The sequence below is a fragment of the Gordonia sp. IITR100 genome (assembly GCF_002009645.1).
Lineage (GTDB): Bacteria > Actinomycetota > Actinomycetes > Mycobacteriales > Mycobacteriaceae > Gordonia > Gordonia hongkongensis.
Map to the genome: position 1 here is coordinate 43778 of NZ_MVKV01000005.1, position 24172 is coordinate 67949.

Annotated in this window: 20 protein-coding genes; 10 read left to right on the top strand and 10 right to left on the bottom strand. The window is 69.0% G+C overall.

Annotated features, from left to right (window positions below; genetic code table 11):
• The first annotated feature begins 44 nt into the window (after nucleotides 1-44).
• Both B1818_RS10150 and B1818_RS10155 read left to right on the top strand, forming a co-directional pair.
• Nucleotides 45-1070 carry an ABC transporter substrate-binding protein gene (locus B1818_RS10150; protein ID WP_068971133.1) on the top strand — a complete coding sequence of 342 codons (1026 nt, stop codon included), beginning with the start codon at nucleotides 45-47 and terminating at the stop codon, nucleotides 1068-1070.
• A gap of 180 nt (nucleotides 1071-1250) precedes the next feature.
• The gene (locus tag B1818_RS10155; RefSeq protein ID WP_078112650.1) at nucleotides 1251-2648 is read left to right on the top strand and encodes an FAD-dependent oxidoreductase; all 1398 of its coding nucleotides are present in this window, start codon (nucleotides 1251-1253) and stop codon (nucleotides 2646-2648) included.
• 205 nt (nucleotides 2649-2853) lie between these two features.
• Here B1818_RS10155 and B1818_RS10160 read toward each other — a convergent pair whose 3' ends face one another.
• Nucleotides 2854-3360, bottom strand: a complete 507-nt coding sequence (locus B1818_RS10160) for a hypothetical protein (protein ID WP_078112747.1) — start codon at nucleotides 3358-3360, stop codon at nucleotides 2854-2856.
• Between the two features lie 270 nt (nucleotides 3361-3630).
• On the opposite strand from B1818_RS10160, the gene B1818_RS10165 reads away from it, so the two are divergent.
• Genes B1818_RS10165 through B1818_RS10175 form a run of 3 tightly spaced genes read left to right on the top strand, consistent with a single transcriptional unit; the run spans nucleotide 3631 to nucleotide 6640 of the window.
• A complete protein-coding gene (locus B1818_RS10165) occupies nucleotides 3631-4674 on the top strand; it encodes an iron ABC transporter permease (protein ID WP_078112651.1) in 1044 nt (347 codons plus the stop codon).
• Nucleotides 4671-5804, top strand: coding sequence for an iron chelate uptake ABC transporter family permease subunit (locus B1818_RS10170; protein ID WP_078112652.1), 1134 nt, complete (start codon nucleotides 4671-4673; stop codon nucleotides 5802-5804). Before B1818_RS10165 ends, B1818_RS10170 begins: the two co-directional genes overlap by 4 nt.
• A complete protein-coding gene (locus tag B1818_RS10175) occupies nucleotides 5801-6640 on the top strand; it encodes an ABC transporter ATP-binding protein (protein ID WP_065629583.1) in 840 nt (279 codons plus the stop codon). The genes B1818_RS10170 and B1818_RS10175 overlap by 4 nt, the downstream gene beginning before the upstream one ends.
• Before the next feature lie 287 nt (nucleotides 6641-6927).
• On the opposite strand, the gene B1818_RS10180 is transcribed toward B1818_RS10175, so the two are convergent.
• Entirely contained in the window at nucleotides 6928-8256 is a 1329-nt protein-coding gene (locus B1818_RS10180) for a ClC family H(+)/Cl(-) exchange transporter (RefSeq protein WP_078112653.1), read from the bottom strand.
• Between the two features lie 26 nt (nucleotides 8257-8282).
• Nucleotides 8283-9320, bottom strand: a complete 1038-nt coding sequence (locus tag B1818_RS10185; protein ID WP_078112654.1) for an Lrp/AsnC family transcriptional regulator — start codon at nucleotides 9318-9320, stop codon at nucleotides 8283-8285.
• 144 nt (nucleotides 9321-9464) lie between these two features.
• Between B1818_RS10185 and B1818_RS10190 the strand changes: the two genes are divergently transcribed.
• Nucleotides 9465-11030 (top strand): MFS transporter, encoded by a 1566-nt coding sequence (locus B1818_RS10190; protein WP_078112655.1) that lies wholly within the window; start codon nucleotides 9465-9467, stop codon nucleotides 11028-11030.
• 16 nt (nucleotides 11031-11046) lie between these two features.
• Here the strand turns inward: B1818_RS10190 and B1818_RS10195 are convergent, their stop codons facing one another.
• Nucleotides 11047-11961, bottom strand: coding sequence for an IclR family transcriptional regulator (locus B1818_RS10195; RefSeq protein WP_078112656.1), 915 nt, complete (start codon nucleotides 11959-11961; stop codon nucleotides 11047-11049).
• Between the two features lie 112 nt (nucleotides 11962-12073).
• On the opposite strand from B1818_RS10195, the gene B1818_RS10200 reads away from it, so the two are divergent.
• From B1818_RS10200 to B1818_RS10210, 3 genes are read left to right on the top strand one after another with little or no spacing between them, the layout of a single operon-like run.
• Nucleotides 12074-13789, top strand: a complete 1716-nt coding sequence (locus B1818_RS10200) for a thiamine pyrophosphate-binding protein (RefSeq protein ID WP_078112657.1) — start codon at nucleotides 12074-12076, stop codon at nucleotides 13787-13789.
• Between the two features lie 32 nt (nucleotides 13790-13821).
• Entirely contained in the window at nucleotides 13822-14613 is a 792-nt protein-coding gene (locus B1818_RS10205; RefSeq protein WP_176455912.1) for an SDR family NAD(P)-dependent oxidoreductase, read from the top strand.
• Nucleotides 14610-16154: a long-chain-fatty-acid--CoA ligase gene (locus tag B1818_RS10210; RefSeq protein WP_078112659.1), complete on the top strand. Its 1545-nt coding sequence runs from the start codon at nucleotides 14610-14612 to the stop codon at nucleotides 16152-16154. Before B1818_RS10205 ends, B1818_RS10210 begins: the two co-directional genes overlap by 4 nt.
• Before the next feature lie 22 nt (nucleotides 16155-16176).
• On the opposite strand, the gene B1818_RS10215 is transcribed toward B1818_RS10210, so the two are convergent.
• From B1818_RS10215 to B1818_RS10240, 6 genes are all read right to left on the bottom strand, one after another.
• A complete protein-coding gene (locus tag B1818_RS10215) occupies nucleotides 16177-17058 on the bottom strand; it encodes an LLM class flavin-dependent oxidoreductase (protein ID WP_078112748.1) in 882 nt (293 codons plus the stop codon).
• A 108-nt stretch (nucleotides 17059-17166) separates the two neighbouring features.
• The gene (locus B1818_RS10220; protein ID WP_078112660.1) at nucleotides 17167-18450 is read right to left on the bottom strand and encodes a fatty acid desaturase; all 1284 of its coding nucleotides are present in this window, start codon (nucleotides 18448-18450) and stop codon (nucleotides 17167-17169) included.
• 8 nt (nucleotides 18451-18458) lie between these two features.
• Nucleotides 18459-19571: a ferredoxin reductase gene (locus tag B1818_RS10225; protein WP_058249872.1), complete on the bottom strand. Its 1113-nt coding sequence runs from the start codon at nucleotides 19569-19571 to the stop codon at nucleotides 18459-18461.
• Between the two features lie 142 nt (nucleotides 19572-19713).
• On the bottom strand, nucleotides 19714-20193 hold the full coding sequence (locus tag B1818_RS10230; protein ID WP_068970718.1) for a DUF456 domain-containing protein: 480 nt from the start codon (nucleotides 20191-20193) through the stop codon (nucleotides 19714-19716).
• Nucleotides 20194-20208: 15 nt separating this feature from the next.
• Nucleotides 20209-21891: a formate-dependent phosphoribosylglycinamide formyltransferase gene (purT, locus tag B1818_RS10235; RefSeq protein ID WP_058249870.1), complete on the bottom strand. Its 1683-nt coding sequence runs from the start codon at nucleotides 21889-21891 to the stop codon at nucleotides 20209-20211.
• A gap of 79 nt (nucleotides 21892-21970) precedes the next feature.
• The gene (locus B1818_RS10240; protein WP_078112749.1) at nucleotides 21971-22321 is read right to left on the bottom strand and encodes a UBP-type zinc finger domain-containing protein; all 351 of its coding nucleotides are present in this window, start codon (nucleotides 22319-22321) and stop codon (nucleotides 21971-21973) included.
• A 43-nt stretch (nucleotides 22322-22364) separates the two neighbouring features.
• On the opposite strand from B1818_RS10240, the gene B1818_RS10245 reads away from it, so the two are divergent.
• Nucleotides 22365-23957 carry a Na+/H+ antiporter gene (locus B1818_RS10245; RefSeq protein ID WP_078112661.1) on the top strand — a complete coding sequence of 531 codons (1593 nt, stop codon included), beginning with the start codon at nucleotides 22365-22367 and terminating at the stop codon, nucleotides 23955-23957.
• The last annotated feature ends 215 nt before the right edge of the window (nucleotides 23958-24172 follow it).

The following is a 24172-nucleotide window of genomic DNA, read 5'->3' on the forward strand; positions in this document are numbered from 1 at the left end:
GCGGCGAACGACGTCGCCGACCGCAACGACCAGCGAGGACCCGGATGCGCGCTTCCACCCACCGTTCCCTCATCCTTCTCGTCGGGCTGCTCGCGGCAGCCCTGGTGGTGACCTCGTGTTCGCCGCCGGACGAGACGGTCGACTCCGGCACGGCCCAGGTCCCCGCGCCCGAGGCCGGCGCGATCCCGGTCACCGTGCAGCAGGCCTACGCCCCCGCGACCGTCGACCAGGCACCCAAGCGCGTCGCCGCGATGGGCGTGGGTGACGGCGACACCCTCCTCGCACTCGGTGTCACCCCCACCACGATCGCCCCGTTCGCCGACCCCGACCAGGCGTCGGCGCCGTGGAACGCCGAACTCCTGGCGGACTCCGACCCGGTGGTGCTGCCGAACGCGTCCGGCGCGTTCGGCGACGAGATCCCCAAGGCGCTGGCCACCGAGCCCGACCTCATCACCGCCGTCGGCGCCGATCCCACCCGCGACCAGTTCGATCTGCTGAGCAAGACCGCCCCGACGATCCTGCGGCCCGCCCAGTTCCAGCCGTGGCAGGTGCCGTGGGACGCGCAGACCCGCCAGATCGGTACCGCCGTCGGCCTGCCCGAACTCGCCGATCGCAAGGTGACCGAGACCGAGCAGTTCCTCGCGAACGTGCGGGAGCAGAACCCGCAGCTGGCCGGGAAGACGGCGGTCGTGGTCACCGCCAGCCCCACCGGCGGCGTGTCGATCTACGGCCCCGGCGACGGGCGCGGACAGACCCTCACCGGTTACGGACTCACCTTCCCGCCCGCGCTGCAACCTTCGGTGACCAGCGGTTTCTACGGTGACCTGCCGGCCGAGAGCCTGAACCTGCTGGACTCGGCCGACGTCGTCGTCGCCGTCGACTGGCAGGGGTCCAACGACCAGCTCAAGTCCAACGCGGCGTTCAACCGGCTGGCGGTCGCGCAGTCGGGCCGGGTCGTCTACCTGCCCCAGGAGGTCGGCAGCGCGATGTCGGTGCCGACGGTCCTGACGATCCCGTGGGTCGCCGAGCAGGCCGTCGGACCCATCGCCGCGGCCGCCGGCAAGGCGTAGCGGGCCCGAACCCGCCGGACACCATGCACCCGCCGAGTGAGGGTTACCTCACAGACGGATTTTGGTCGGGGACAGCAAGCGCCTACCGTAGAAGGGATAGGCCTTATCCATACGCGCGGACCTGGGGGTCACCGAGATTTGCTTGTCCTCGCGTGCTGAGCAACGGAAGACACCTACTCCATGAGCGACAACAGCCGCCCGCTGCGGGTTGCGATCGTCGGTGCCGGTCCCGCCGGGATCTACGCCGCCGACGCGTTGATGAAGTCCGACACCGCCAAGGACCGCGGGGTCAGCATCGATCTGTATGAGCGCATGCCTGCTCCGTTCGGTCTGATCCGTTACGGCGTCGCACCCGACCACCCGCGTATCAAGGGCATCATCACCGCCCTGCACAAGGTCCTCGACAAGCCCCAGGTCCGCCTGCTCGGCAACGTCGACTACGGCACCGACATCACCATCGACGAACTACGCGCCCACTACGACGCGGTGATCTTCTCCACCGGCGCCACCGACGACCGCGCCCTCGACATCCCCGGCATCGACCTCGACGGCAGCTACGGCGCCGCCCAGTTCGTCGCCTGGTACGACGGCCACCCCGATTTCCCCCGCACCTGGCCCCTCGAGGCCGAGAAGGTCGCGGTCATCGGCGTGGGCAACGTCGCCCTCGACGTCGCCCGCGTGCTCGCCAAGACCGGCGACGAACTGCTGCCCACCGAGATCCCCGCCAACGTCTACGACGGACTGAAGGCCAACAAGGCCGTCGAGGTCCACGTGTTCGGCCGCCGCGGACCCGCCCAGGCGAAGTTCACCCCGCTCGAACTCAAGGAACTCGACCACTCCCCCAACATCGAGGTCATCGTCAACCCCGAGGACATCGATTACGACGAGGGATCGGCCGTCGCGCGCCGCGGGTCGAAGATCACCGACCAGGTCGCCACGATCATCGAGAACTACGCGATCCGCGAACCCAAGCAGGGCGCGATCCACAAGCTGTTCCTGCACTTCTTCGAAAGCCCCACCGAGATCCTCGGCGCCGACGGCAAGGTCGTCGGTCTGCGCACCGAACGCACCCAACTCGACGGCACCGGCAACGTCAAACCCACCGGCAAGACCACCGACTGGGAGGTCGGCGCGGTCTACCGTGCGGTCGGCTACCTCTCGGACAACCTGCCGCAGATCCCGTTCGACTCCCAGGCCGGGGTCATCCCGAACGAAGCCGGCCGCGTCTTCGACGAAGGGCAGCAGCTGACCGGTATCTACACCACCGGCTGGGTCAAACGCGGTCCCGTCGGCCTCATCGGCCACACCAAGGGCGACGCCAACGAAACCGTCGACTGCATCCTCAAGGACATGGAAGCCGGCACACTCCTCGACCCGGCCCACCCCGGCGAAGACGCCATCGTCGAACTCCTCGAGTCCAAGAACATCCCGTTCACCACCTGGGACGGCTGGTACCGCCTCGACGAACACGAACGCGCCCTCGGCGCCGCCGAAGGCCGCGAACGCGTCAAGGTCGTCGAACGCGAGGACATGCTCGCCGCATCGGAGCCGGAGAAGGTGTCCCGCCCGTCCGCATGACCCCGCTTCCCGCCGGCTGAGCCACCCTCCGCCGGCTGAGTCCACCCCCGCCGGCTGAGCCTGTCGAAGCCATAAGAGCGGCGGCCGAGTTCTCTCGGTCGCCGCTCTTTCGCATGCGCCCGGCGGGTGCGGGGGCGTCCTCCCCGCACGCCGCCCGGCGCGAATGGCTCAGTTGTGGTGCATTCTCAACTGTCGTCGGATGAGGTCAGCGACCCGGAATCGCCGGCACGCCGGCGACGTCGGTGCCACCGCCGGTCAGGGCGGCTGCTGAAGCGGAGGAGCCCGTACCGAATCGGTCCAACGGGTTGTCGATGCGCCGGACGTTCCACCAAAAACCGGCGTTGTCGGTCAGGTTCTCGGCGTAATCGGAGATCGCGTACCCCGCGATGGAGGACGGGAAGCAGCCGAACCAGGTGGTCTTGATGGTGAGCGACTCGTTCTTCTTCAGCAGCGACTTGAACTTCGTCGCGCCGTTGATCTCCTGCAGCGTGACGTTACGGAAATCGCCGTCACGCGCGGTGACGCGCATGAACCGGGTCATGCTCCACGCCTGATTCCACGGCGTGCCAGGGGCTGCGAACTGGCAGTAGACCCCGCCCGTCATCTGGAGGTTGGGAACGGCGGCCTGTGCCGGCGCGGCACCCACCAACGATCCACCGGCGATTCCTGCAGCGACCAGAACCCCTGTGAGAGCCCGTTTCAGCGATTTCATCGATCCTCCTCGTTCGTAGGCGACACTGTGTTTCCCGACGTCGCCGTCGTGGGAGCGGTTCACGCCATCCCACCCGACGACCGGTCTTGCTGCGGTCGGCCCGAGATACCCACCGACACCGGGACTATCGACCCAGCCTGAGCGAAGTGTTACCGCGCGCACAGCGATCCCTCAGGTTTCGTCGGCAATTCGTTATACGAACGACACCGACGACCGAGCTCGACGCCGCGCATGACGAAGCGTCGACGAAGGTTGGTAAGGTTTACCTTCGTGCGCCGATCCCTCCGACTTTTCGGAATCCCGCTGCTCCTGGCGGTCCTCGCAGCGCTGGTCGTCGCGTCGGTTCTCTTCGGCACCCGACCGGTCCCGCTCGACGAGATCTGGCCCAGCTTCACCGCTGGTCTCGAAGAGATCTGGAACGCGCTGATCAACCTACGGATGCCGCAGGTGCCCAAGGATTCCGATGTCGACGGCATTGTGTGGGATCTGCGCGTGCCGCGCACTCTGCTCGGCCTCGCCGCCGGACTCGCGATCGGCGCGGCCGGTGCCATCACCCAGGGCCACACCCGCAACCCGATCGCCGATCCCGGCATGCTCGGCGTCAACGCGGGTGCCGCCTGCGCGGTCGTCGGCGGCATCTACCTGCTGGGCATCACCAGTCCGATCGCGTTCATGTTCTTCGGTCTCGTCGGAGCGATCATCGCCGCCACCGTGGTGTTCGGACTGTCGTCGCTGAGCGGCTCGAGCCCACTGACCCTGGTCCTCGCCGGCACCGGCCTGACCGCGATGCTGACCGCCATCACGTCCGCGATCGTGCTCGTCGACACCAATTCGCTGGACCAGTGGCGCTTCTGGAGCGTCGGCTCCACCGCGGGTCGGGGCATCGACGTGTTCTGGGCGAGCCTGCCGTTCATCACGGTGGGCCTCGTCCTCGCGCTGGCGAGCGGCTTCTTCCTGAACGTCCTGAGCCTGGGCGACGACATGACCAAGGCCCTCGGTTCCCGTGTCGTGCTCATCCGCGCCCTCGGCGTCCTGACCATCACGCTGCTCATCGGCGCGGCGACCGCGGCGTGCGGGCCGATCGTGTTCCTGGGCCTGGTCGTACCGCATATCGCCCGCGCCTTCGTAGGCGCCGACTATCGGTGGATCATCCCGTATTCCGCTCTGCTGGGCGCCATCCTGCTCGTCGGATGCGACATCCTCGGCCGGATCGTCGCCCGTCCGGGCGAAGTGCAGGTCGGCGTCATGCTGGCACTGGTGGGCGCACCCTTCCTCATCGTCATGGTCCGCCGACAGAGATTGGGGACCGTGTGAATCCGCCGACCTCCATCAAGACCGACATCACGTCCGGAACCACGACGAAGGGCCGGATCGCACCGCACCCCGGCGGTTATCGGATCGCCGTCGAACCGCTGTCGATGGTGGTGCGACCACGGATGCTCACCGTCGCGGTCGTGTCCACGGCCGTCACGATCGTCCTGTTCCTCACGAGCGTCGGTGTCAGCGACTTCCCGCTGACCCCCGTCGACGTCGCCCGCATCCTGCTCGGCGGCGGCACCCGCGTCGAGAACGTGGTGGTCTTCGACGTCGCTCTGCCCCGAGCGCTGGTCGCCCTGCTCGTGGGATTCGGTCTGGGCCTTGCGGGTTCGATGACCCAGCTGATCGCCCAGAATCCTCTGGCCACACCGGACATGCTCGGCATCACCGCCGGCGCGAGCGTGGCGGCGGTGACCGCCATCGCGTTCTCGACCACCAGCTGGGGTGCCTGGCTGGGCGATCTCGGCGTCCCGGCGGCGGCGATGATCGGCGGGTTGCTCACCGCGGTCGCGATGTACGTCCTCGCCTGGCCGGGTCGCAAGGCCAACAGCGGCATCAACCCGTTCCGGCTCGTGCTGATCGGCGTCGGGATGACGTGGTTGCTGCAGGCGCTGACCCAGTTCCTCCTCTCGCGCGCCGACATCCGGGATGTGGCTCGTGCGCAGGTGTGGATCGTCGGGTCGGTGTCCAACGTCGGCTGGTCCAACGTGTGGCCGGTCGCCGCCGGTGTCGTCGCGAGCATCATCGTGGTGGTCGTCCTGGCCCGCCAGATCGGGATGCTCAGCCTCGGACCCGATCTCGCCCGCGGACTCGGAGTCCGGACCGGCGCGGTGTCGACGACGCTGCTCCTGACCGCGGTCCTGGTGAGCGCGCTGAGCGTGTCCGCGGCCGGGCCGATCGCCTTCGTCGCGCTGCTGGCCCCACAGATCGCGCTGCGGCTGGCCGGTACCGCCGTGCCCACGCCGCTCGTGTCCGGTGTCATCGGTGCGTCGTTGGTACTGGGCGGCGACCTGCTGGTGCGTACGGTTCTGCCGGGCGGCCTGCCGGTCGGCATCGTCACCGCGGCGATCGGCGGCCCGTTCCTGATCTACCTGATGATCGTCATGTCCCGAAAGGCGAGCGTATGACCGCGTCATCCCTCGAATCCCCTGCCACCACCGCCCGATTGCGGGGCGTCGGACTGACCGTCGGCTACGACGAACGGATCGTCATCGACGGCCTCGACATCGACATCCCCGATGGTCAGGTCACGACGATCATCGGTTCCAACGGATGTGGCAAGTCGACACTGTTGCGTTGTCTCGCAAGGCTGTTGCCACCCCGGGCCGGTGCGGTCTACCTCGACGGCGACGACATCTCCTCGGTCCGGCCCAAACAGGTCGCCCGCACCCTGGCGATCCTGCCGCAGAATCCCATCGCGCCCGAAGGGCTCACCGTCGCCGATCTGGTCGGGCGGGGACGTCATCCGCATCAGCGCTGGTTCGCGCAGGCCAGCGCGGCCGACGAGGCGGCAGTGGCACTGGCGATGGAGATGACCGACACCCTCGACCTCGCCGACCGCACCCTCGACGCCCTGTCCGGCGGTCAGCGGCAACGGGTCTGGATCGCGCTGACGCTCGCGCAAGACACCGACCTCATCCTGCTCGACGAACCCACCACCTACCTCGACCTCGCGCACTCCATCGACGTCCTCGACCTGGTCCGCCGGCTCCGCGACGAGCACGGCAAGACCGTCGTCATGGTGCTGCACGACCTCAATCTGGCTGCGCGCTACAGCGATTCGCTGTTCGTCATGCGCAACGGAGCCATCGTCACCACCGGCTCGCCCACCGAGGTCATCGACGCCGAGACCCTCGACGCGGCGTTCGGCCTCCGGGCGCACGTCATGACCGATCCGATCACCGGTGGCCCGCTCATCGTGCCGCTGGACTCCCGGACCCGCGCCACCCCCACCGCTCCCTGATCCGAACCCGCGGCCCCTGCTCCCTGAGATGCGAAGAGCGACGGCGACAGCCCCTCCGCTCCCTGAGGTGCGAGCGAAGCGAGCCACGAAGGGTCTCGCAAGGCGTCTCACCAGGCCCTTCGTGGCTCGTCGCTTACGCTCCTCGCACCTCAGGGACCAGTGGGTGTGTGGCTCTTCCGGATTAGGGAGCATGTGCGGCAGCTCGCAAGCTCGCTCCTCAGGGAGCGGGGGTGACGCTCGCAAGCTCGCTCCTCAGGGAGCGGGGGTGACGCTCGCAAGCTCGCTCCTCAGGGAGCGGAGGGAGGCTCTTCTCGTCCAGCCGGTTTCGCGAGCATCCGCTCGCGAAGAGAGTCGTAGACCGGCGGCGACCCGGACAGATGGGCGACGAGCACCGCGGCGGCCGTCGCGGCCAGCATGGGGAGGGCGACCGTGGTCGTCGCGGTCATCTCCATCACGACGACCATCCCGGTGAGCGGGGCCCGGACGACCGCGCCGAACAGCGCCGCCATCCCGGCGAGGATCATCGCGCCCCGGAATCCCGACGCACCTGAATCCGGTTGTTGCACAATGATGTCGGCGACCTCGGCGAAGGCGGCACCCCACACGGCGCCGAGCGCGAGCAGCGGTGCGAACAGGCCACCGGGCGTGCCCGCGGCATAGGAGAGCGGACCCGCGACGAACCGGACGAGGAAGAGCGCGACGAGTGCGGGGAGTACGACACCGCCGTCGACGACCGCCTGGGTGAGGCCGTCGCCGCCGCCCGCGGTGCGCGCGTCGACGGCGAGCAAGGCGCCGATCACCGCGCCGATGATGGCGGCGCGTCCGATCGGCGGCACCCGCGAGAATCGACCGACCCAGCCGAGGGTGCCGAGAACCACTCGGCTGTAGGCGATCCCGATGAGTCCGGAGACGAGACCGAAGACCACGAAGACGGGCAGCACCGTCACCGACGGCACGTCGAGCGAGGGCACGTCGAACTCCGGGCGGTCTCCCAGGATGACCCGTCCGGCGGCGACGGCGGCCACCACGGCGAACACCGTCGGCACCACGAGGCGCAACCGGACCGAGCGGCCGACCTCCTCGAGTGCGAAGAGCGCGCCGCCGATCGGAGCCGTGAACGCCACTGCCAGTCCGGCCCCGCTGAGTGACGTCTGCATCACCCGGACGTCGGCGTCGTCGAGACCGCCGCGCCGGCCCGTCTCCGCACCGACGACCGAACCCATGTGCACTGTCGGGCCTTCGCGGCCCAGCACGAGTCCGGAACCGATCGCGGCGAGCGCGCCGAAGAACTTGGCCGGGATGAGGCGCAGGGGCGCCGGTGACGCCTCCCCGCGCTCGACGGCCTCCACGTGTTGGATCCCGCTTCCCGCCGCGGTCGGCACCAGCCGGACGGCGAGCGCGCCGAGCGCCGCACCGGTCGCGGTGACCGCGATCGGGATGAGCCACCCGGGGACACCGAGTCCCGCCGACCAGTCGAGCATCTCGACCCGCCAGCGGTCCAGGTGGTCCAGGCACCAGCGGAAGGCTCCACCGAGTACGCCGGTCAGCAGACCGGCGATGACCGCCAGCAGACACAACCGCACCAGGCCGCGGTCGGCACGCTGTGGCGAGATCACACGTGGACGCTACCCCGCCGCGGGCATCACACCGGCTGAATCAACCGCCCCTGCACCACAAGCGAGGCGTTCTGCTTCAGCCGGCGCATCCGGATGCTGACCGAGTACCCGGTGACGCCGCCGATCGCGGCGACCCGGGTGCGCAGATAGTCGTGGAAACGCGCGGTGTCCCGGCAGATCACCGACACCATGAGGTTCCACTCGCCGCTGATCGCCGCCGCGAACGCCACCTCGTCGTGAGCCGCGAGTTCGGTGCCCACCTGATCGAGAGCCGAGGGGGTCACCGTCAACCACAGCGTGGCGCTCAGGTCGAAGCCGAGCCGGTCGGGGAGGATCTCGACGTCGTAGAAGAGCGCACCCGCGCGCTCGAGCGTGCGGAGCCGGCGGCGCACTCGTCCGACCGTCCATCCGCAGATCCGAGCCAGTTCGCGGTGCGCTCGCCGACCGTCCTGGGTCAGCGCGTCGATCAGCACGGCATCGTCGGCCGTCAACCGCGCGCCACCCGCCGAGGCATCCGACGACGGATCGTCCTGCTCGGGGTCCTCCGGCATGTCGTCGACCACGGCAGCCGCAGCGGAAGCGAGGAGGTCGCGGTCCCGATCAGAGAGGTGGCCACCGAATCCGGTCCACCTCGACGCGGGGTGACCGGGATCGAAGGCGTGCAGGACGAGATCGATGCGGACGTCGGTCACCGAGGCTCGGGCGGGGAACGTCTTGGCGATGGCCTCCTCACCGGCCACGCCGAGCGGCGCCCGGATGAGACAGATGATCTCCGCACCACCGGACGCGACATACGCGAAGGCGACATCACGCCGGCGGGCGAGCGAGGACGCGAGCGGTTCCATCCGGCCCGGACGGCACCGCACCCGCGCCACCCACTCCGACTGGCCGCGGACGGACGGCTTGATGATCCCGACGACCTTCATCACGCCGGCCCGCCGCATCGCCTGGTAGCGGCGCGCCGCGGTCTGCTCCGAGATCCCGGCCACCTCACCCAGCTGGCGGAACGTCGCACGCGGCGACACCTGCAGCGCACGGAGGATCGTGCCGTCGATGTCGTCCATGGTGGAGGAAGTGTATCGCCGCGCGACCCACAGTGCCGTATCGATACCGGAACTCGGGATCTGTGCGTGGTTTCGTAGACGCGGACCAGACAATGAACTCCTGCGCCGTTCGGCGACCCTCATCGACCTGCGAAAGCGAGCGCGTTGACCGCGACCATCTCCCCCGTTCCCACCGGCGTACCGACTCCCCCGGCACGTCGGACGGCCACCGTCGTGATGGCCTGCCTCGGCGTCTTCGTCGCCTACCTGCCCATCACGAGCGTCGCCGTCACCCTGCCGGCGATCGGCAGCGCCTTCGGCGCCTCGACCGCCCAGTTGTCCTGGGTACAAGACGCGTTTGTCCTGCCGATGGCCGCATTCATCCTCACCGCCGGAGTGTTCGGCGACGTGCACGGCCGTCGCAAGGTCTATCTGGTGGGCCTCTGCCTCACGGCGTCGGGCGCGTTGGTGGCGCTGTGTGCGCAATCGATCAGCATGGTGTGGATCGGACAGGCGCTCGCCGGAACGGGCGCGGCCGCCCTCCTGCCCACGACCCTGGCACTGATCAGTCACGCGGTCCCCGACTTCCGGGAACGGGGCAAGTTCATCGGCATCTGGGCGTCGGCGCTCATGCTCTCGCTGACCGTCGGGCCGCTGGTCGCGGGTCCGGTCGCCGAGTCCGCCGGCTGGCGATGGATCTACCTGCTGCCGATCCCGATCGCCCTCATCGCGCTGGCGGTGGCCGCGACGATGCTCCCGGAATCCCGCGCACCCCATGCCCGTCGCCTCGACTGGTCCGGCCAGATCTCGGCCGCGATCGCCGTCACGGCACTCGTCTTCGGCGTCATCGAGGCCGGCGTCTACGGCTTCGGCGACCCCCGCGTCGTCGTCGCGCTGCTGGCCGCCGCGGTCGCCGCAGTCGGGTTCGTCGTCATCGAAAAGCGTTCGGCGAGTCCGATGCTCGACCTCGACCTGTTCCGGAGCCGCGCCTTCACCGCCACCACCCTGGTCGCGATGATCGCCTTCCTGGCTCTGATCGGGTTCATCTTCGTGCTGAGCATGTATTTCGGGCTGGTTCAGCAACTCGGCACCGTCGAGGCCGGTTGGCGGCTGGCCCTCATGAACGGCGCCTCGATGCTGGTCGGCGGGCTCGCCGGCAAGATGATGCATCGGATTCACGCCCGGTTCCTGATCGGCGGCGGACTCCTGATGGTCGCCGGCGCCCAGTTCGCGCTGCTGACCCTCGACGCCCACACCTCCTTCGCCGCCATCTCGTGGCGTCTGGTCGTGCTCGGGCTCGGAATGGGACTGGTGATGGCGCCGATGACCGCGACCGCGGTGTCGGCCGTGCCCTACCACCTGTCGGGGATGGCCGCGGCCGGGAACAACGCCCTCCGTCAGGTCGGCGGCGCGCTCGGCCCGGCCGTGCTCGGCGCCCTCTTGACCGCCGGTGCGGTGAACTCGTTGCCGCAGAAGCTGATCGATGCCGATGTCGCCGAGCCGGTACGTGACCGGGTGATCGGCGCGGTCGACACCGAGGGCCTGGCCGCCGCGAGCGGCCTGAACCTCGGCGCCGACGCCCCGGCCGTGATGAACGCCGTCGGCGACGCCTTCCTCGACGGAATGCGTCTGTGCCTCACGTTCTCCGGCGTGCTCACCGCGGCCGCTGCGATCCTCGCAATCGTGATGCTGCGCCCCGGGCGGGCCGTCGAGGAGCAGCCGACGGGTTGAGCACCCGCACGATGACCTAGGGCCGGCCGGGCGTGGCCCCGCCGAGCGCTTCGGTGACGGCCGCCGCGGCGGCCCGCACCCGGCCACCGAGTTCGATGACATCGCGCCCGCGCATCGTCGTCCGTGCATCGACGACCGCGACGATGACCGCGGGCACCCCGCCGGGTGCGAAGGCGACCGCGTTGACGGAGATGGGCCGGTAGTCGGCGGCCGGATCGATCTCCCCGACCACGACGTCGGTGGACAGACGACGCTGCGCCTCGCGCAGTGCGGAGACCGCACGCTGACCGGCGACACCCGTTCCGCGCAACCCCGCGACGGTTGCCGACAGCGACTGCTCTCGCTGGTCGGCGCACTCCACCGCGTACCCACGGGCGCGGATCACCTCGAGCATCGGCCGGTACATTTCGCGCAGTTCGGCATGGTCGATCCCGACATGGTCCGCACCGAGGAGCAGCCACTCGTCGAGCCGATCGGGCGGGTACCACGCGGCCAGTCCGGCGCCCAGCGGGGGCGCGATCTCCAGGGTGTCGCCCAGCCGCAGGCCGAGCGTGCCGCGGCGGCCGGCCACGGGTTGCACGATCTCACCGATCGCCAGGTCGGCCCCCGAGGGTACGAACGCGATTGCCGCCATGCCGCTTTCGTCGGCCAGATCGCGCATCAGCGGACGAGCGACCTCCACCGGGGCCATCGCCCGCGACGCCGCCTCACCGATCGGGACCACCGCGGGCCCCAGGCGGTAGCCCTTGGTGACCGGGTCCCGCAGGAGCCAGCCCGCTTCGGTCAGCGCGATGACCATCGGATAGCACGTGGGCTTCGAGACCCCGAGGTGCCGCGCGATGTCGGCCAGGCTCCGGGCCGTCGTCGGCTGGTCGGTCAGCAGCTGCATCAGCATGACGATGCGTTCGGTCTGCGGGGAGGAGCGCGCCATGCGCCCATCGTGCCACCGACGGATGTGTTCGCATAATGCGACTCTGGCGTCGCACTGTGATCGCAGTTACTCTCAGCCGCACACGTTGGACGGCTCTCGAAAGGTCCCCACAATGGCAACTGTCAACGGCGGTCAACTTCTTGCCCGCGCACTCGCCCAGGCCGGCACGACGGAGGTCTTCACCCTCCACGGCGGACACCTCGACGCCTTCCTGATCGCCTGCGCGGGAGAGGGAATCCGGCTCACCGACACCCGCCACGAGGCGAGCGCCGGCCACGCCGCCGACGCGTACGCGCGCGTCACGGGCGGCTTCGGCGTGTGCGTGGTCACCTCGGGCCCGGGGTTCACCAACGTCTACACCGCGCTGGCCAATGCCTACCTGGACCGCTCGCCGACACTGTTCGTCGTCGGGGCGCCTCCGCTGCGCGAAACCGAGACCAATCCGCTGCAGGGCGGCTTCGATCAGATCGCCGCCGCCGACCCGGTCACCAAGTGGGCCTACCGGATCACCGACGCCGCCCGCGTCCCGGAGATCGTCGCGCTGGCCATCCGCAAGGCCACCAGCGGCGTGCCGGGCCCCGTGCTGCTCGAACTGCCCATCGACGTCATGTTCGGCGAGGCCGACGACGATCAGGTGCGCTTCCCCACCAACTACCGGGTCTCGACGCGGTCCGGAGCGGATCCCGACGCCGTGACCCTGGCCCTCGACCTGCTGCAGACCGCATCGAACCCCGCGATCGTGATCGGCGGCGGGATCACCTTCTCCCGTGCCGAAGAAGCACTCGTGGCCTTCGCCGAGACCGTCGGCGTGCCCGTGTTCTATCCGGGCAAGGCCGATGGTGCGATCCCGGCCGACCACCCGCTCGCCGGTGGCGGACTCCTGTCGATGGGCACCATCCCGGCCCTCGGGGCGCCCACACCCGACGTCGTCGTCATGGCGGGCACGCGAGCCGGGATGTTCACCGGCGGGCGGGCCAGCATGTTCCCGGGCGCCAAGATCATCCAGATCGACATCGACCCCGCCGAGATCGGCCGGATCTACGACGTCGAGGTGCCGATCGTCGCCGACTGCCGCGCCGCTCTGGAGCAGCTCACCGCTGCGGCCGCCGGACGGACCTGGCCGGACTGGACCGAGTGGGCGAGCACCGTGAAGGCCGCCAAGGGCGCGCACGCCGCCGGATTCCCCGACGCGACCACCGACACCGGCAAGATGCACCCCTACTTCGCGGCCAAGGCCATCGTCGAGGCCTGCCCGCCGGACACCATCTTCGTGCTCGACGGCGCCGAGGCCCCGTCCTGGGCAGAGTTCTTCGTCGCCGTCGGACGTCCGGGAAGCGTCCTGCGGCTGGGTTATCTCGGATGCCTGGGCGTCGGACCGGGATTCGCGATCGGAGCGGCCCGGGCCCGGCCCGGCGCACCCGTCGTGCTGATCACCGGAGACGGCGCAGCCGGTTTCCACCCGCAGGAATTCGACACCATGGCCCGTCATCACCTGCCGGTGACCACCGTCGTCTTCAACAACGCCGTCTGGGGTATGTCGATCCACGGGCAGGAGGCCGTCTTCGGGCCCGAGGGCGTGGTCGTGTCCGAGCTGGCCGACAGCGACTACGAGAAGATCGCGGAGGCCTTCGGCGGAATCGGAATGCGCGTCAAGCATCTCGACGATCTCGCGCCCGCCGTCGAGAAGGCTCTCGGCGCCGATGTCCCCGCGTGCATCAACGCCGAGATCGAGCCGGGCGTCGTCCACCCGATCACGACCATGATGCTCGGCGACGTCACGAGCACCGACGAGATCGTCGTCCCCTACTACGAGAACCTGCCCCGGTGACCACCGATCACACCCGGCGAGAGGGAGAGACCATGACGGACAAGCGTGTCGACGGCAAGATCGCCGTCGTCATCGGCGGCGGCTCGGGCATCGGCGAAGCCGCGGCCCGGACCCTGGCCGTCCACGGTGCAGCGGTGACCGTGGCCGACGTGAATCTCGAAGCGGCCGAGTCGGTTGCGGGAGGGCTCGCCGGCGGCGGGCGGGCTCGGTGGGTCGACGTGACCGACGAGGACTCGGTCGCGGCACTATTCACCGGCGTCGCCGACGAGCACGGCGGTGTGGACATCGCGGTGAACTGCGCCGGACTCAACATCCCCGGCTTCATCGTCGATCTCGATGCAGCACAGTGGCATACGACCGTCGAGTTGTGCCTCACCGGCTCGTTCCTGGTGACCAAGCACGCCGGACGAACCCTGAACGACGGCGGATCACTCATCGGCATCGCCTCACTCAACGCCCGTCAGCCGGCCGCCGGCTTCGCGGGCTACTGCGCGGCCAAGGCGGGCATGGTGATGCTCGCCGAGGTCGCCGCGCTCGAGCTGGCCCCCCGCGGGATCAGGGTCAACTCGATCGCGCCGGGACTCGTGGACACCCCGCTGGTGCAGACGCTCACCTCGATCCCGGCCATCCAGGACGACTTCACCGCGAACACCCCACTGGGGCGCAACGGCCGACCGGAGGAGATCGCCGACGCGGTGCTCTATCTCGCCTCCGACGACTCGCGGTGGGTCACCGGGGAGACGATCAACATCAACGGCGGGGCGCACCTGCGCCGGTACCCCGATGTGATGCGCCACCTCGCCGACCTGTCGGCCGCCGAATGACGGCGCCGGCCGAGTACCGTCTCGCCGAGCAGACCCGGCTTCAGGCCCGCCGGCGGGGAAGCGCACCGGCGTTGTCCGGAGCCGGGATTCACCTCACCTACGAACAGCTCGACGACCGCACCAGTCGCCTGGCGAACGTGCTGCGTGACCGCGGTATCCGAGGCGGCGATCGGATCGCCGTGTTGGGAAAGAGTTCTCCGGAGATCATCGAGACGGTACTCGCCGCCGCGAAGATCGGCGCGGTCACCGTGCCGCTGAACTGGCGGCTCTCGGTCCGCGAGCTCGGCGAGGTCGTCGACGACGCGCAGGCACGTCTGATCGTGTGCCACCGCGACTTTCTCGATGCGGTGACGGAGATCCGTTCCGGTGCAGACGCTCTCGGCGAACCGATCGCGTTCGGTGATCCACGACCATCGCTCTCCTACGAACAGTTGCTGGCCGCGTCGTCCCCGAATGATCCGGGCCACGTCGGCGACGCCGACGACGTGGTCCTCCAGCTCTACACCTCGGGTACCACCGGCCGGGCCAAGGGCGTGCTCACCTCCAACACCAACCTGGGCGCCTGCACGCAGGCCGGCGGGCCGTGGGGTTTCGACGACTCGTCGGTCAGCCTCTGCGCCATGCCTCTCTTCCACATCGGCGGGCTGGGCTGGGCGTTGGTGGGGCTCGCCAACGGTGCACACAACGTGGTCATCGCCGACTTCACCCCGGAGTCCCTCTTGGACACCCTTGTCCGCGAACGCATCACGAATGTCTTCCTCGTACCGACCGTCATCGGCATGCTCGTGGACGTACCGGGCGCCGACCAAGCCGATGTCGGGGCCTTGCGGTCGATCGCCTACGGGTCCGCGCCGATCACCCCCGCACTCCTGCGACGGACGCTGCGTACCTTCGGTACGCCGCTGTTCCAGGTGTACGGACTCACCGAAACCCACGGCGCGGTCACCCAACTCGACGCCGCGGACCACGGCACCGACCCCGAGCGCGCGCACCTGCTCCGCTCCGTCGGCCGCCCTTACCCCTGGGTGGAGCTGTCCATCAGGACCGCATCGGGCACCGAGGCACCGAGCGGCGAGCAGGGCGAGATCTGCGTCCGGACACCACAGGCGACCCGCGGCTACCACCGGCGCGACGCCGAGACCGCGGTGACCATCGATGCCGACGGCTGGCTGCACACCGGCGACATCGGCCGAGTCGACGCCGAGGGCTACGTGTACGTCACCGACCGGCTCAAGGACATGGTCATCACCGGCGGCGAGAACGTCTATCCCACCGAGGTCGAGGCGGTTCTCGGCGACCACCCTGACGTCGCACAGGTCGCGGTGGTCGGGCTGCCGCACGACACGTGGGGCGAAGAGGTGACGGCGTTCGTCGTGGCCACCCCGGGGCACGAACCCACCGGGGCCGATCTCCGCGCGTTCGCCCGGACCCGGTTGGCGGGCTACAAGGTCCCGAAGACCGTGCACGTCGTGACGGCCCTCCCGCTCGGGGCGACCGGAAAGATCCTCAAACGGGCTCTGCGGGAGCAGTTCGCATCCTAGGTCCGCCCGGCTCCCCGATCCGTCAGGAGAACGCCGCCGCCACGTCCGCCGCGCGCCGGAGCTGACCGGGGTCCGAACTCGTCGGGATGAGTTGCACCTCGTCGGTACCGATGTCGGCAAACCGCCGCAGGACCTCGGCGAGCTCGGCCTCGGTGCCCGCCCACCCGGTGGTGGGTGCGATCGCGTCGACGAACTCCGACGGGATCCAGTTCATGTAGTGATGCAGGTGCCGGGTCACCTGCGCTCGGGGACCGTCGCCCTCACCGATCGCGAACCAGAACGACGTCGCGAGATGCGGTGCCGCCCGACCGGCATCCGCCCATGCCGACCGGGCGATATCGAAGAGCTCGTTCTGCTTGCCGGCATCGAGATCGAGGGTGACCCCGGCGATTCCGTCCGCCCAATCGACCGCGCTACGAATCGTCTTCGGCCCGGTGGTCCCGACATGCAGTACCGGACCGCCCTTCCGGTGCGGCGGCGGACCGACCGGCAGGACCGACTCGGTGAGTTTCTCCCCGGCCCACACCCGTTTCATCGTCTCGGCCCGGTCGGCGAGTTGACGCATGGTCTGCGTGGACGGGTCCGCGCCGACGGCCCGGTAATCCTCGTGCCGCCCGCCGACCCCGAGTGCCACGGTGAGGCGTCCTCCCGACAGCATGTCGCCGGTCGCCAACGACTTGGCGAGCATCACCGGGTCGTGCAGCTGCGGCACGACGACCGTCATCACGAGCGGCACCCGTCGCGTCCACGCCGCCAGCGCGCCGAGGAAGGTCAGGCATTCCGGATTGTCGAACGCGATACGTTCACCCGAGCACAGCGAGCTGAACGGACCGTCGTCGATGGTGGTGGCCCACGAGTGGAGCATCTCGGCGTCGAGATCCGGCTCCATCACAGGCATGGTCATCCCGATGCGCACGTGCGTCATTCTGACACGGGCACACCACGCCCGGGCGCGATTCGCAGATGTCGCGCATCGTCGCGGGATACGCAACGATGCGCGACATCTGTTGTGTCAGTGCTGGTTCCGTCCCGGACTCCCGGACGCGGCCCGCCCCACATGGGCCGACCGCACCGGCGAGTTCTTCAGTTCACGCAACGCCGTCCGCAGACCCCGTCGCTTCCCGGTCTCCGGGTCGACGCCGAAGTGGTCGCTCATCCCCTCCCGGATCGCGAAGCGCAGCTCCGACGCCGTCTCAGGCGCATCATCCGACGTCGCCTTCAACAACGAGTTCGGCAGTGCCAGCTTGGCGATGGTCCGGAACGACTGGGCATATTGACCCAGGAGGGTCCCCGTCGTGTACGGCAGGTCGTATTTGTCACACAGCTCGCGGACACGCACACCGATTTCCTCGTACCTGCTGCTCGGCAGGTCGGGGAACAGGTGGTGTTCGATCTGATGACTGAGGTTCCCGCTCATGAACCGCATCAGCGGTCCGGCCTTGAAGTTGGCCGATCCCAACATCTGACGCAGATACCAGCGCGGTTGGTCCTCGTTCTCGAACTCGTCGACCGTGAACTTCTCGGCTCCGTCGGGGAAGTGACCACAGAAGATCACCATGTACGCCCAGTAGTTCCGGATGATGTTCGACGTGAAGTTCGCGGTGAGCGTCGTCTTCCAGTTCGGACCCGCCAGAGCCGGGAAGATCAGATAGTCCTTGGCCGCCTGTTTGCCGACCTTGGTGCCGATCACCAGGAGATCCTTGGCCGCCTGACGGTAGGTCTTCTCCTTGTTGCGCAGCTTCTCCGTCTCCAGATGGTGCAGCGCCACACCGTATTCGAAGAACGTGCCGAGCGTCAGGTTGTAGATCGGGTTACCGACGTTCCACCACTCCCAGGGCTGGTCCCGGGTGACGCGCAGGATTCCGTAGCCCACGTCGTCGTCCATCCCGACGACGTTCGTGTACTTGTGATGGACGAAGTTGTGCGAGTGCTTCCACTGCACGCTCGGGCAGGTGGTGTCCCACTCCCACGACGACGAGTGGACCTCCGGATCGTTCATCCAGTCCCACTGGCCGTGCATCACGTTGTGGCCCAGTTCCATGTTTTCTATGATCTTGGCGAGCGAGAGCATCGCGGTCCCGGCAGCCCAGGCGACCTTCTTGTCGCTGAACATCAGGGCGAGCCGGCCACCGGCAGCGAGGCTGCGCTGCAGGGTGATGGCCCGGCGGATGTACTTGGCGTCGGCCTCGCCCCGCGACTCCTCGATGTCACGACGGATGGCGTCCAACTCGGCGCCGAGGGTTTCGACGTCGCTCTCGGTGAGATGTGCGTATTGATCGATGTCGGTGATGGCCATGAAGCCTCCTACAGATCTAGGGTGCATTCACCAGACACGGCGCTGATGCATGTCTGGATTCGTTCTCCTTCGCGACGTTCCTCGCCGGTGCGCAGGTCACGCACGTAACCCCCGGCGAGCGGCACGACGCAGGTCTGGCAGATACCCATCCGGCAGCCGAACGCCATCTGGATTCCCAGGTTCTCCCCTGCTTCGAGAAGTGTTGTGGCGCCGTCGATCTCGGCTTCCTTGTCCGAGATCGCGAACTTCACGGTGCCGCCCTCGCCACCGTGGTCGGTGCGCGCGATGGCGAACCGCTCCACGTGGAGACGTTCACGCAGGCCGCCGTCCTCGTAGTGCGACTCCATCGCGTCGAGCAGCGCGACCGGTCCGCAGGCCCAGCATTCGCGTTCACGCCAATCCGGCGCCCACTCGTCCATCCGCGAGACGTCGAACTTGCCCATCTCCTTGGTCAGCTGGAGATTCAGATCGTAATCATCGGCCTCGTCGGCGAGCGTCTCCATCTCGTCGAGGAAGATCACGTCGTCGCGGGTGGGCGCGGAGTGGATGTGCACGATGTCGGGTGTCTGACCGTGCGAACTCAGCTGCCGCAGCATCGCCATGACGGGAGTGATCCCGCTGCCCGCGGTCACGAACAGGATCTTGCCCGGAACCGGCTCGGGCAGGTGGAAGTCGCCCTTGGGCGACTGCAGCCGGATGATCGTCCCGGGGCTGACGCCGTCGACGAGATGCGACGACAGGAATCCGTCGGGGTTCGCCTTGACCGTGATCGCGATGGTCTTGTCCTCGTTGGCGCCGAACGACGTCAACGAGTACGACCGCCAGTGCCACTTGCCCTCGATCTGCAGACCGATCCCGACGTACTGGCCCGGTTTGTACGACTCGGGGAACCCCCAGCCCGTCCGGATGGTGACTGTGGCGGTGTCGTCGGTCTCCTTGGTCACGTCGAGCACCTTGCCGCGGAGCTCGCGCGCGCTCCACAGCGGATTGATCAGGTGCAGATAGTCGTCGGGCAGCAACGGGGTGGTCGCTCGGGCCACCAGACCCCGGATGATGTTGACCTCCGGCTTCCGGGCCTCGACCCCGGCCGCCGGCCGCTTGCTCCACTTCAACAGGTTCACTCAGACTCCTCCCCTAGAAATCCCCACGGCTGGAGTTACTGACCGGTATTACCCTTCGGTGCACGACTGTACACATCAATCGGTGACCGCGATCACAGGATTTGATACTGGCAGGTCACGGCCGGCGCCGCGACCCGTTCGGTCACCAGGTGAAGGCGCCGCCGGTCCAGATGCCCGTCGCGATCAGCGCGAAGAGGAGTTCGATGCCGATCGTCTTCACCGCCGCCTTCAGCGCCGAGAACGCGCCCCGCCACGCGCCGTCGAAGCTGCGCGTGCGAACGAGTTCCGATGCCAGCGCGCCCACGATGAAGCCGAGCAGCAGGCCGATGACGGGGACGACGAAGAAGCCGACGATGCCGACCAGGCCCCCGACCACGATCGTGCGGTTCGGGATCGCGTCCGCGCGCAGCGACCGGCCCGCGATCAGGTACTTGAGCACCTCGCCGACGCCGATGACGACGAGGGCCAGAGCGAATACCGACCAGGCCCAGCCACCCACGACGAGGGCCCAGACGAACAGTGCGCCGACGATGAGCAAGGTGCCGGGCAGGATCGGCACGACGATGCCCACCAGGCCCACCAAGATCACCGCTGCGACCAGCAGCTCACCCCAGAACGGCACCCGGACCTCGTCCGATCACTCGCCGGGCTTCGACGACGCACCGGGGCGCGCGTCGGCGGGCCGGTCGTCGGTCTTGACCATCGAGGTCATCGCCGGGGCCTGATCGTGCGGGGCCTTTTCGTGCGGGGCCGGCCGTGGCGGCGGGCCCGACGGACGCGGCGGGGTCCCCGACGGGGGTATCGGCGCGGGCGGTACCGGGCGCGGACCCCCGGCCGGCCGCGGTACGGGTGGCCGGGGCCCGGGCGGCGGTCCCGGACGACCGGGCGGCGGTCCCAGCGGCGCACCCGGTGGTTTCAGTACACCGGGAGGCGGACCCACGGGTCCGCGCGGCGGGCCGACCGGGCCGGGCGGTGGCCCGGGGCGTCGCGGAGGCGCCGGGGGCGGGGTCGGCGGAAGGTTAGTGGCCTTGCGAACGGCCGGGCGGCCCGGCACGGGTGTGACGAGCGACGCGGCGCGGACGGCACGCTCACGCGCGACCGGCACGTCGTCGGCTGTCGCGGTGACCACGCCCATGCGCCGGCGGTGGAAGCTCTCGGGCTTGCCGAACAGTCGGATGTCGGTCTCGGGTACGGCAAGTGCGGCGGCGACGTTCTCGAAACCGATCGCCGGCTCGTCGAGTTGCCCGTAGATGACGGCCGAGGCACCCGGGGACGCGAGCGTGACGTCGACCGGGAGACCGAGGATCGCGCGGGCATGCATCTCGAACTCGGACAGTCGCTGGGTCGCCATCGTGACGAGGCCGGTGTCATGGGGCCGCGGGCTGACCTCGGAGAAGTAGACATCGTCGCCCTTGACGAAGAGTTCGACGCCGAAAACGCCGCGCCCGGCCAGCTTTCCGTCACCGAGCGCGGTGGCGATGCGCGCCGCGATCGAGGTCGCCGAGGCGTGCGCGTCGGTGCTCATCTCATGGGGCTGCCAGCTCTCCACGTAGTCGCCGTTGATCTGTCGGTGACCGATGGGCGCACAGAAGTGGGACGTGAGCCGGCCGGTGGCCGGATCGATCGCACGAACCGTGAGAAGGGTGATCTCGTAATCGAATTCGACGAAGCCCTCGACGATGACGCGACTGCCCTGCACCCGACCACCAGTGTTCGCGGTCTCCCAGGCCGAGGCCAGCTCCTCGGGGCCCCGCACGACCGACTGTCCCTTGCCCGACGACGACATGACGGGCTTGATCACACACGGGAACCCGACCTGGCGGGCCGCGACGGTGACCTCCTCTAGAGTGTCGGCGAAGAGATACGGCGACGTCGGCAGCCCGAGTTCCTCGTCGGCGAGACGTCGGATTCCCTCGCGGTTCATGGTGGCGACGACAGCGCTCGCGGTGGGGATGACCTCGGCGATACCGCGTTCGGCGACGTCGACGAGGGCCTCGGTGGCGATCGCCTCGATCTCGGGCACCACGTACGCGGGACGATGCTTGTCGATGACCGCGTGCAGGGCGGCGGGGTCGGTCATGTCGATGACCTCGGCATGGTGGGCGACCTGGTGGCCGGGCGCGTCGGCGTAGCGATCGACGGCGACGACCTCGACGCCGAGGCGCTGGAACGCGATCACGACCTCTTTGCCGAGTTCACCTGCCCCCAGGACCATCACCTTGGTCGCGGTCGGACTCAGCGGCGTGCCGATGACGTCCGGCGGCCCGGTCGTCGGCGCCGGCTGGGCTGCGCTGGGCGCACTCTCGCTGTTCGACGTCATCCTCAAATCCTACTTGCCGCCAGCACAGATCCCGGCGCACTCCTCCACCTCGTCGAACACACCAAGGACCGTCGGGTGATCATCCCGTCACCTCGTGCACGAAGCACCAGCGCCACACCTCGTCCGGTTCGGCCGAACGCATGACCGGGTGCCCGGTCTCGTGGAAGTGACCGGTCGCGTGTCGTCGCGGGCTCGAATCGCAACAACCGATGTGCCCGCACGTCAGGCACTTCCGAAGATGTGCCCAGTGGGTCTCGCCGATCGCGACACAGTCCTGGCAACTGCGATCGTCGCCCGATGCCGGCGCCGGGTCGGCGGCCGGCGCGGCGTCGAACGACTCCAGTTCGACGCAGCGCGCCGTGCTCGAGGCGTCGGAACCGGACCCCGCCGGCCCGGACGCGGCCGATGACTTCCGCCGAAAGATCTTCATGCCCGACATTATCCATCGGGCCGGCGCGATTAGAGTCGCTCGAATGGGCGCATCGCTACTGCTGGTCGCGGTCATCGCCGTGGCGGTCGCCGCGTTGTGTCGTCGCTATGGCTGGTCATCGCCGCTGGTGCTGGTCACCGTCGGTCTCGGGATCGCATGGATTCCCGAGTTGCCGTCGGTGGCCCTGGAACCCGAGCTCGTGCTCTTCCTCATCCTGCCGCCGCTGCTGTACTCGGCCGCGCAGGAGAGTTCATATCAGGCGTTCCGCGCCAACTGGCGTGCAATCGGATTCCTGGCGGTCGGCCTACCGCTGGTGACGACCCTGGTGGTCGGATACGTCGCATACCTCGTCGTCCCCAATCTCCCGCTCGCCGCGGCACTGGTCCTCGGCGCGGTCGTCGCGCCGCCGGACGCGGTGTCGGCGCAGGCGATCGGCCGCCGGCTCGGTCTGCCGCGCCGGATGATGACGCTGCTCGGCGGCGAGAGCCTGCTCAACGACGCGACGGCCCTCACCGCGTTCCGGATCGCGCTCGCCGCGGCGGTGGGGGCCACCGCGACGGTCGGCGAAGGCGTCCTGACGTTCGCGGTGGCCGCCCTCGGCGGCCTGGTCGTGGGCCTCCTCGTCGGGGTGGTCGTGTCCTGGGTGCGTGTCTGGCTCACCGACCCGCCGATGGAGACAGCGATCGGCATCATCGTCCCGTTCAGCACGTACTACGCGGCCGAGGAACTGCACGGTTCGGGTGTCATCGCGGTGGTCACCGCCGGTCTCTACCTCGGCCACCGGTCGGTGCGGCTGGGCTATGCGACGCGCCTGCAGGACGAGGCGGTGCGCAAGTCGATCGACACCATCCTCGAGTCGTTCGTCTTCTTGCTCATCGGGCTCCAGCTGCCCATGCTCATCGAGGGTGTCGAGAACGAGTCGTGGACGCAGATCGCCATCGACGCCGCGGCGGTCCTGGCGGCGACGATCCTCGTGCGCATCGTCTGGGTCTACCCGGCGACCTATCTGCCCCGACTGCTCTCGCGACGGATCCGCGACCGCGAGCCGCCGCCGAGTCCGGCGTCGGTGTTCGTCGTCTCCTGGGCCGGTATGCGTGGCGTGGTGTCACTGGCCGCCGCGTTCGCCATCCCCGTCTACACCGAGACGAATGAACCGTTCCCCGCCCGCGCCGAGATCCTGTTCCTGACATTCGTGGTCGTGGTGGGGACGTTGCTGATCCAGGGCACCACCCTGCCCTGGGTCATCCGCTTCCTCGGAGTGAGCGGCGACGAGCGCGCCCAGGACCGGCTGGCGTATGCGGCCGCGCAGGACCGTGCGTCCCGGGAATCCGAACGGCGCCTCGACGATTACGCCACCGAACTGTCCGACGACGATCCGCGCCGGCTCCAGGTGGCGATGCTGCGCAAGTGGATCACCACGCAGCGCAATGTGGCCTGGGAGGAACTCGGCCGGGGTCCCGAGGATCTCGGCGAGAGTCCGACGTCCGCCGGGGCACGACTCCGGACGGAGATCCTGCAGATCCAGCGCGCGGTCTTCATCGCCGAACGCGATGCCGGACGCATCGACGACGAGGTCCTGCGAATCGCGTTGCGTCGTCTCGACTTCGCCGAGGGGCAGGGCGACCGGGATCCCTAGCTCCCTGAGGAGCCCGGAGCTTGCAGGCGACACCCCCCTCGCTCCCTGAGGAGCCCGGAGCTTGCAGGCGACACCCCCCTCGCTCCCTGAGGAGCCCGGAGCTTGCGGGCGACCCCCCTAGCTCCCTGAGGAGCCCGGAGCTTGCGGGCGACACCCCCCTCGCTCCCTGAGGAGCCCGGAGCTTGCGGAGCGCGTCTCGAAGGGTCCCCCATCCG

Excerpts from the sequence above, each read along its gene's own strand:
- B1818_RS10150 (WP_068971133.1), top strand. The coding sequence starts at position 45 with ATGCGCGCTTCCACCCACCGTTCCCTCATCCTTCTCGTCGGGCTGCTC.
- B1818_RS10155 (WP_078112650.1), top strand. The coding sequence starts at position 1,251 with ATGAGCGACAACAGCCGCCCGCTGCGGGTTGCGATCGTCGGTGCCGGT.
- B1818_RS10160 (WP_078112747.1), bottom strand. The coding sequence starts at position 3,360 with ATGAAATCGCTGAAACGGGCTCTCACAGGGGTTCTGGTCGCTGCAGGA.
- B1818_RS10175 (WP_065629583.1), top strand. The coding sequence starts at position 5,801 with ATGACCGCGTCATCCCTCGAATCCCCTGCCACCACCGCCCGATTGCGG.
- B1818_RS10185 (WP_078112654.1), bottom strand. The coding sequence starts at position 9,320 with ATGGACGACATCGACGGCACGATCCTCCGTGCGCTGCAGGTGTCGCCG.
- B1818_RS10195 (WP_078112656.1), bottom strand. The coding sequence starts at position 11,961 with ATGGCGCGCTCCTCCCCGCAGACCGAACGCATCGTCATGCTGATGCAG.
- B1818_RS10200 (WP_078112657.1), top strand. The coding sequence starts at position 12,074 with ATGGCAACTGTCAACGGCGGTCAACTTCTTGCCCGCGCACTCGCCCAG.
- B1818_RS10205 (WP_176455912.1), top strand. The coding sequence starts at position 13,822 with ATGACGGACAAGCGTGTCGACGGCAAGATCGCCGTCGTCATCGGCGGC.
- B1818_RS10210 (WP_078112659.1), top strand. The coding sequence starts at position 14,610 with ATGACGGCGCCGGCCGAGTACCGTCTCGCCGAGCAGACCCGGCTTCAG.
- B1818_RS10215 (WP_078112748.1), bottom strand. The coding sequence starts at position 17,058 with ATGACCATGCCTGTGATGGAGCCGGATCTCGACGCCGAGATGCTCCAC.
- B1818_RS10220 (WP_078112660.1), bottom strand. The coding sequence starts at position 18,450 with ATGGCCATCACCGACATCGATCAATACGCACATCTCACCGAGAGCGAC.
- purT (WP_058249870.1), bottom strand. The coding sequence starts at position 21,891 with ATGACGTCGAACAGCGAGAGTGCGCCCAGCGCAGCCCAGCCGGCGCCG.
- B1818_RS10240 (WP_078112749.1), bottom strand. The coding sequence starts at position 22,321 with ATGAAGATCTTTCGGCGGAAGTCATCGGCCGCGTCCGGGCCGGCGGGG.
- B1818_RS10245 (WP_078112661.1), top strand. The coding sequence starts at position 22,365 with ATGGGCGCATCGCTACTGCTGGTCGCGGTCATCGCCGTGGCGGTCGCC.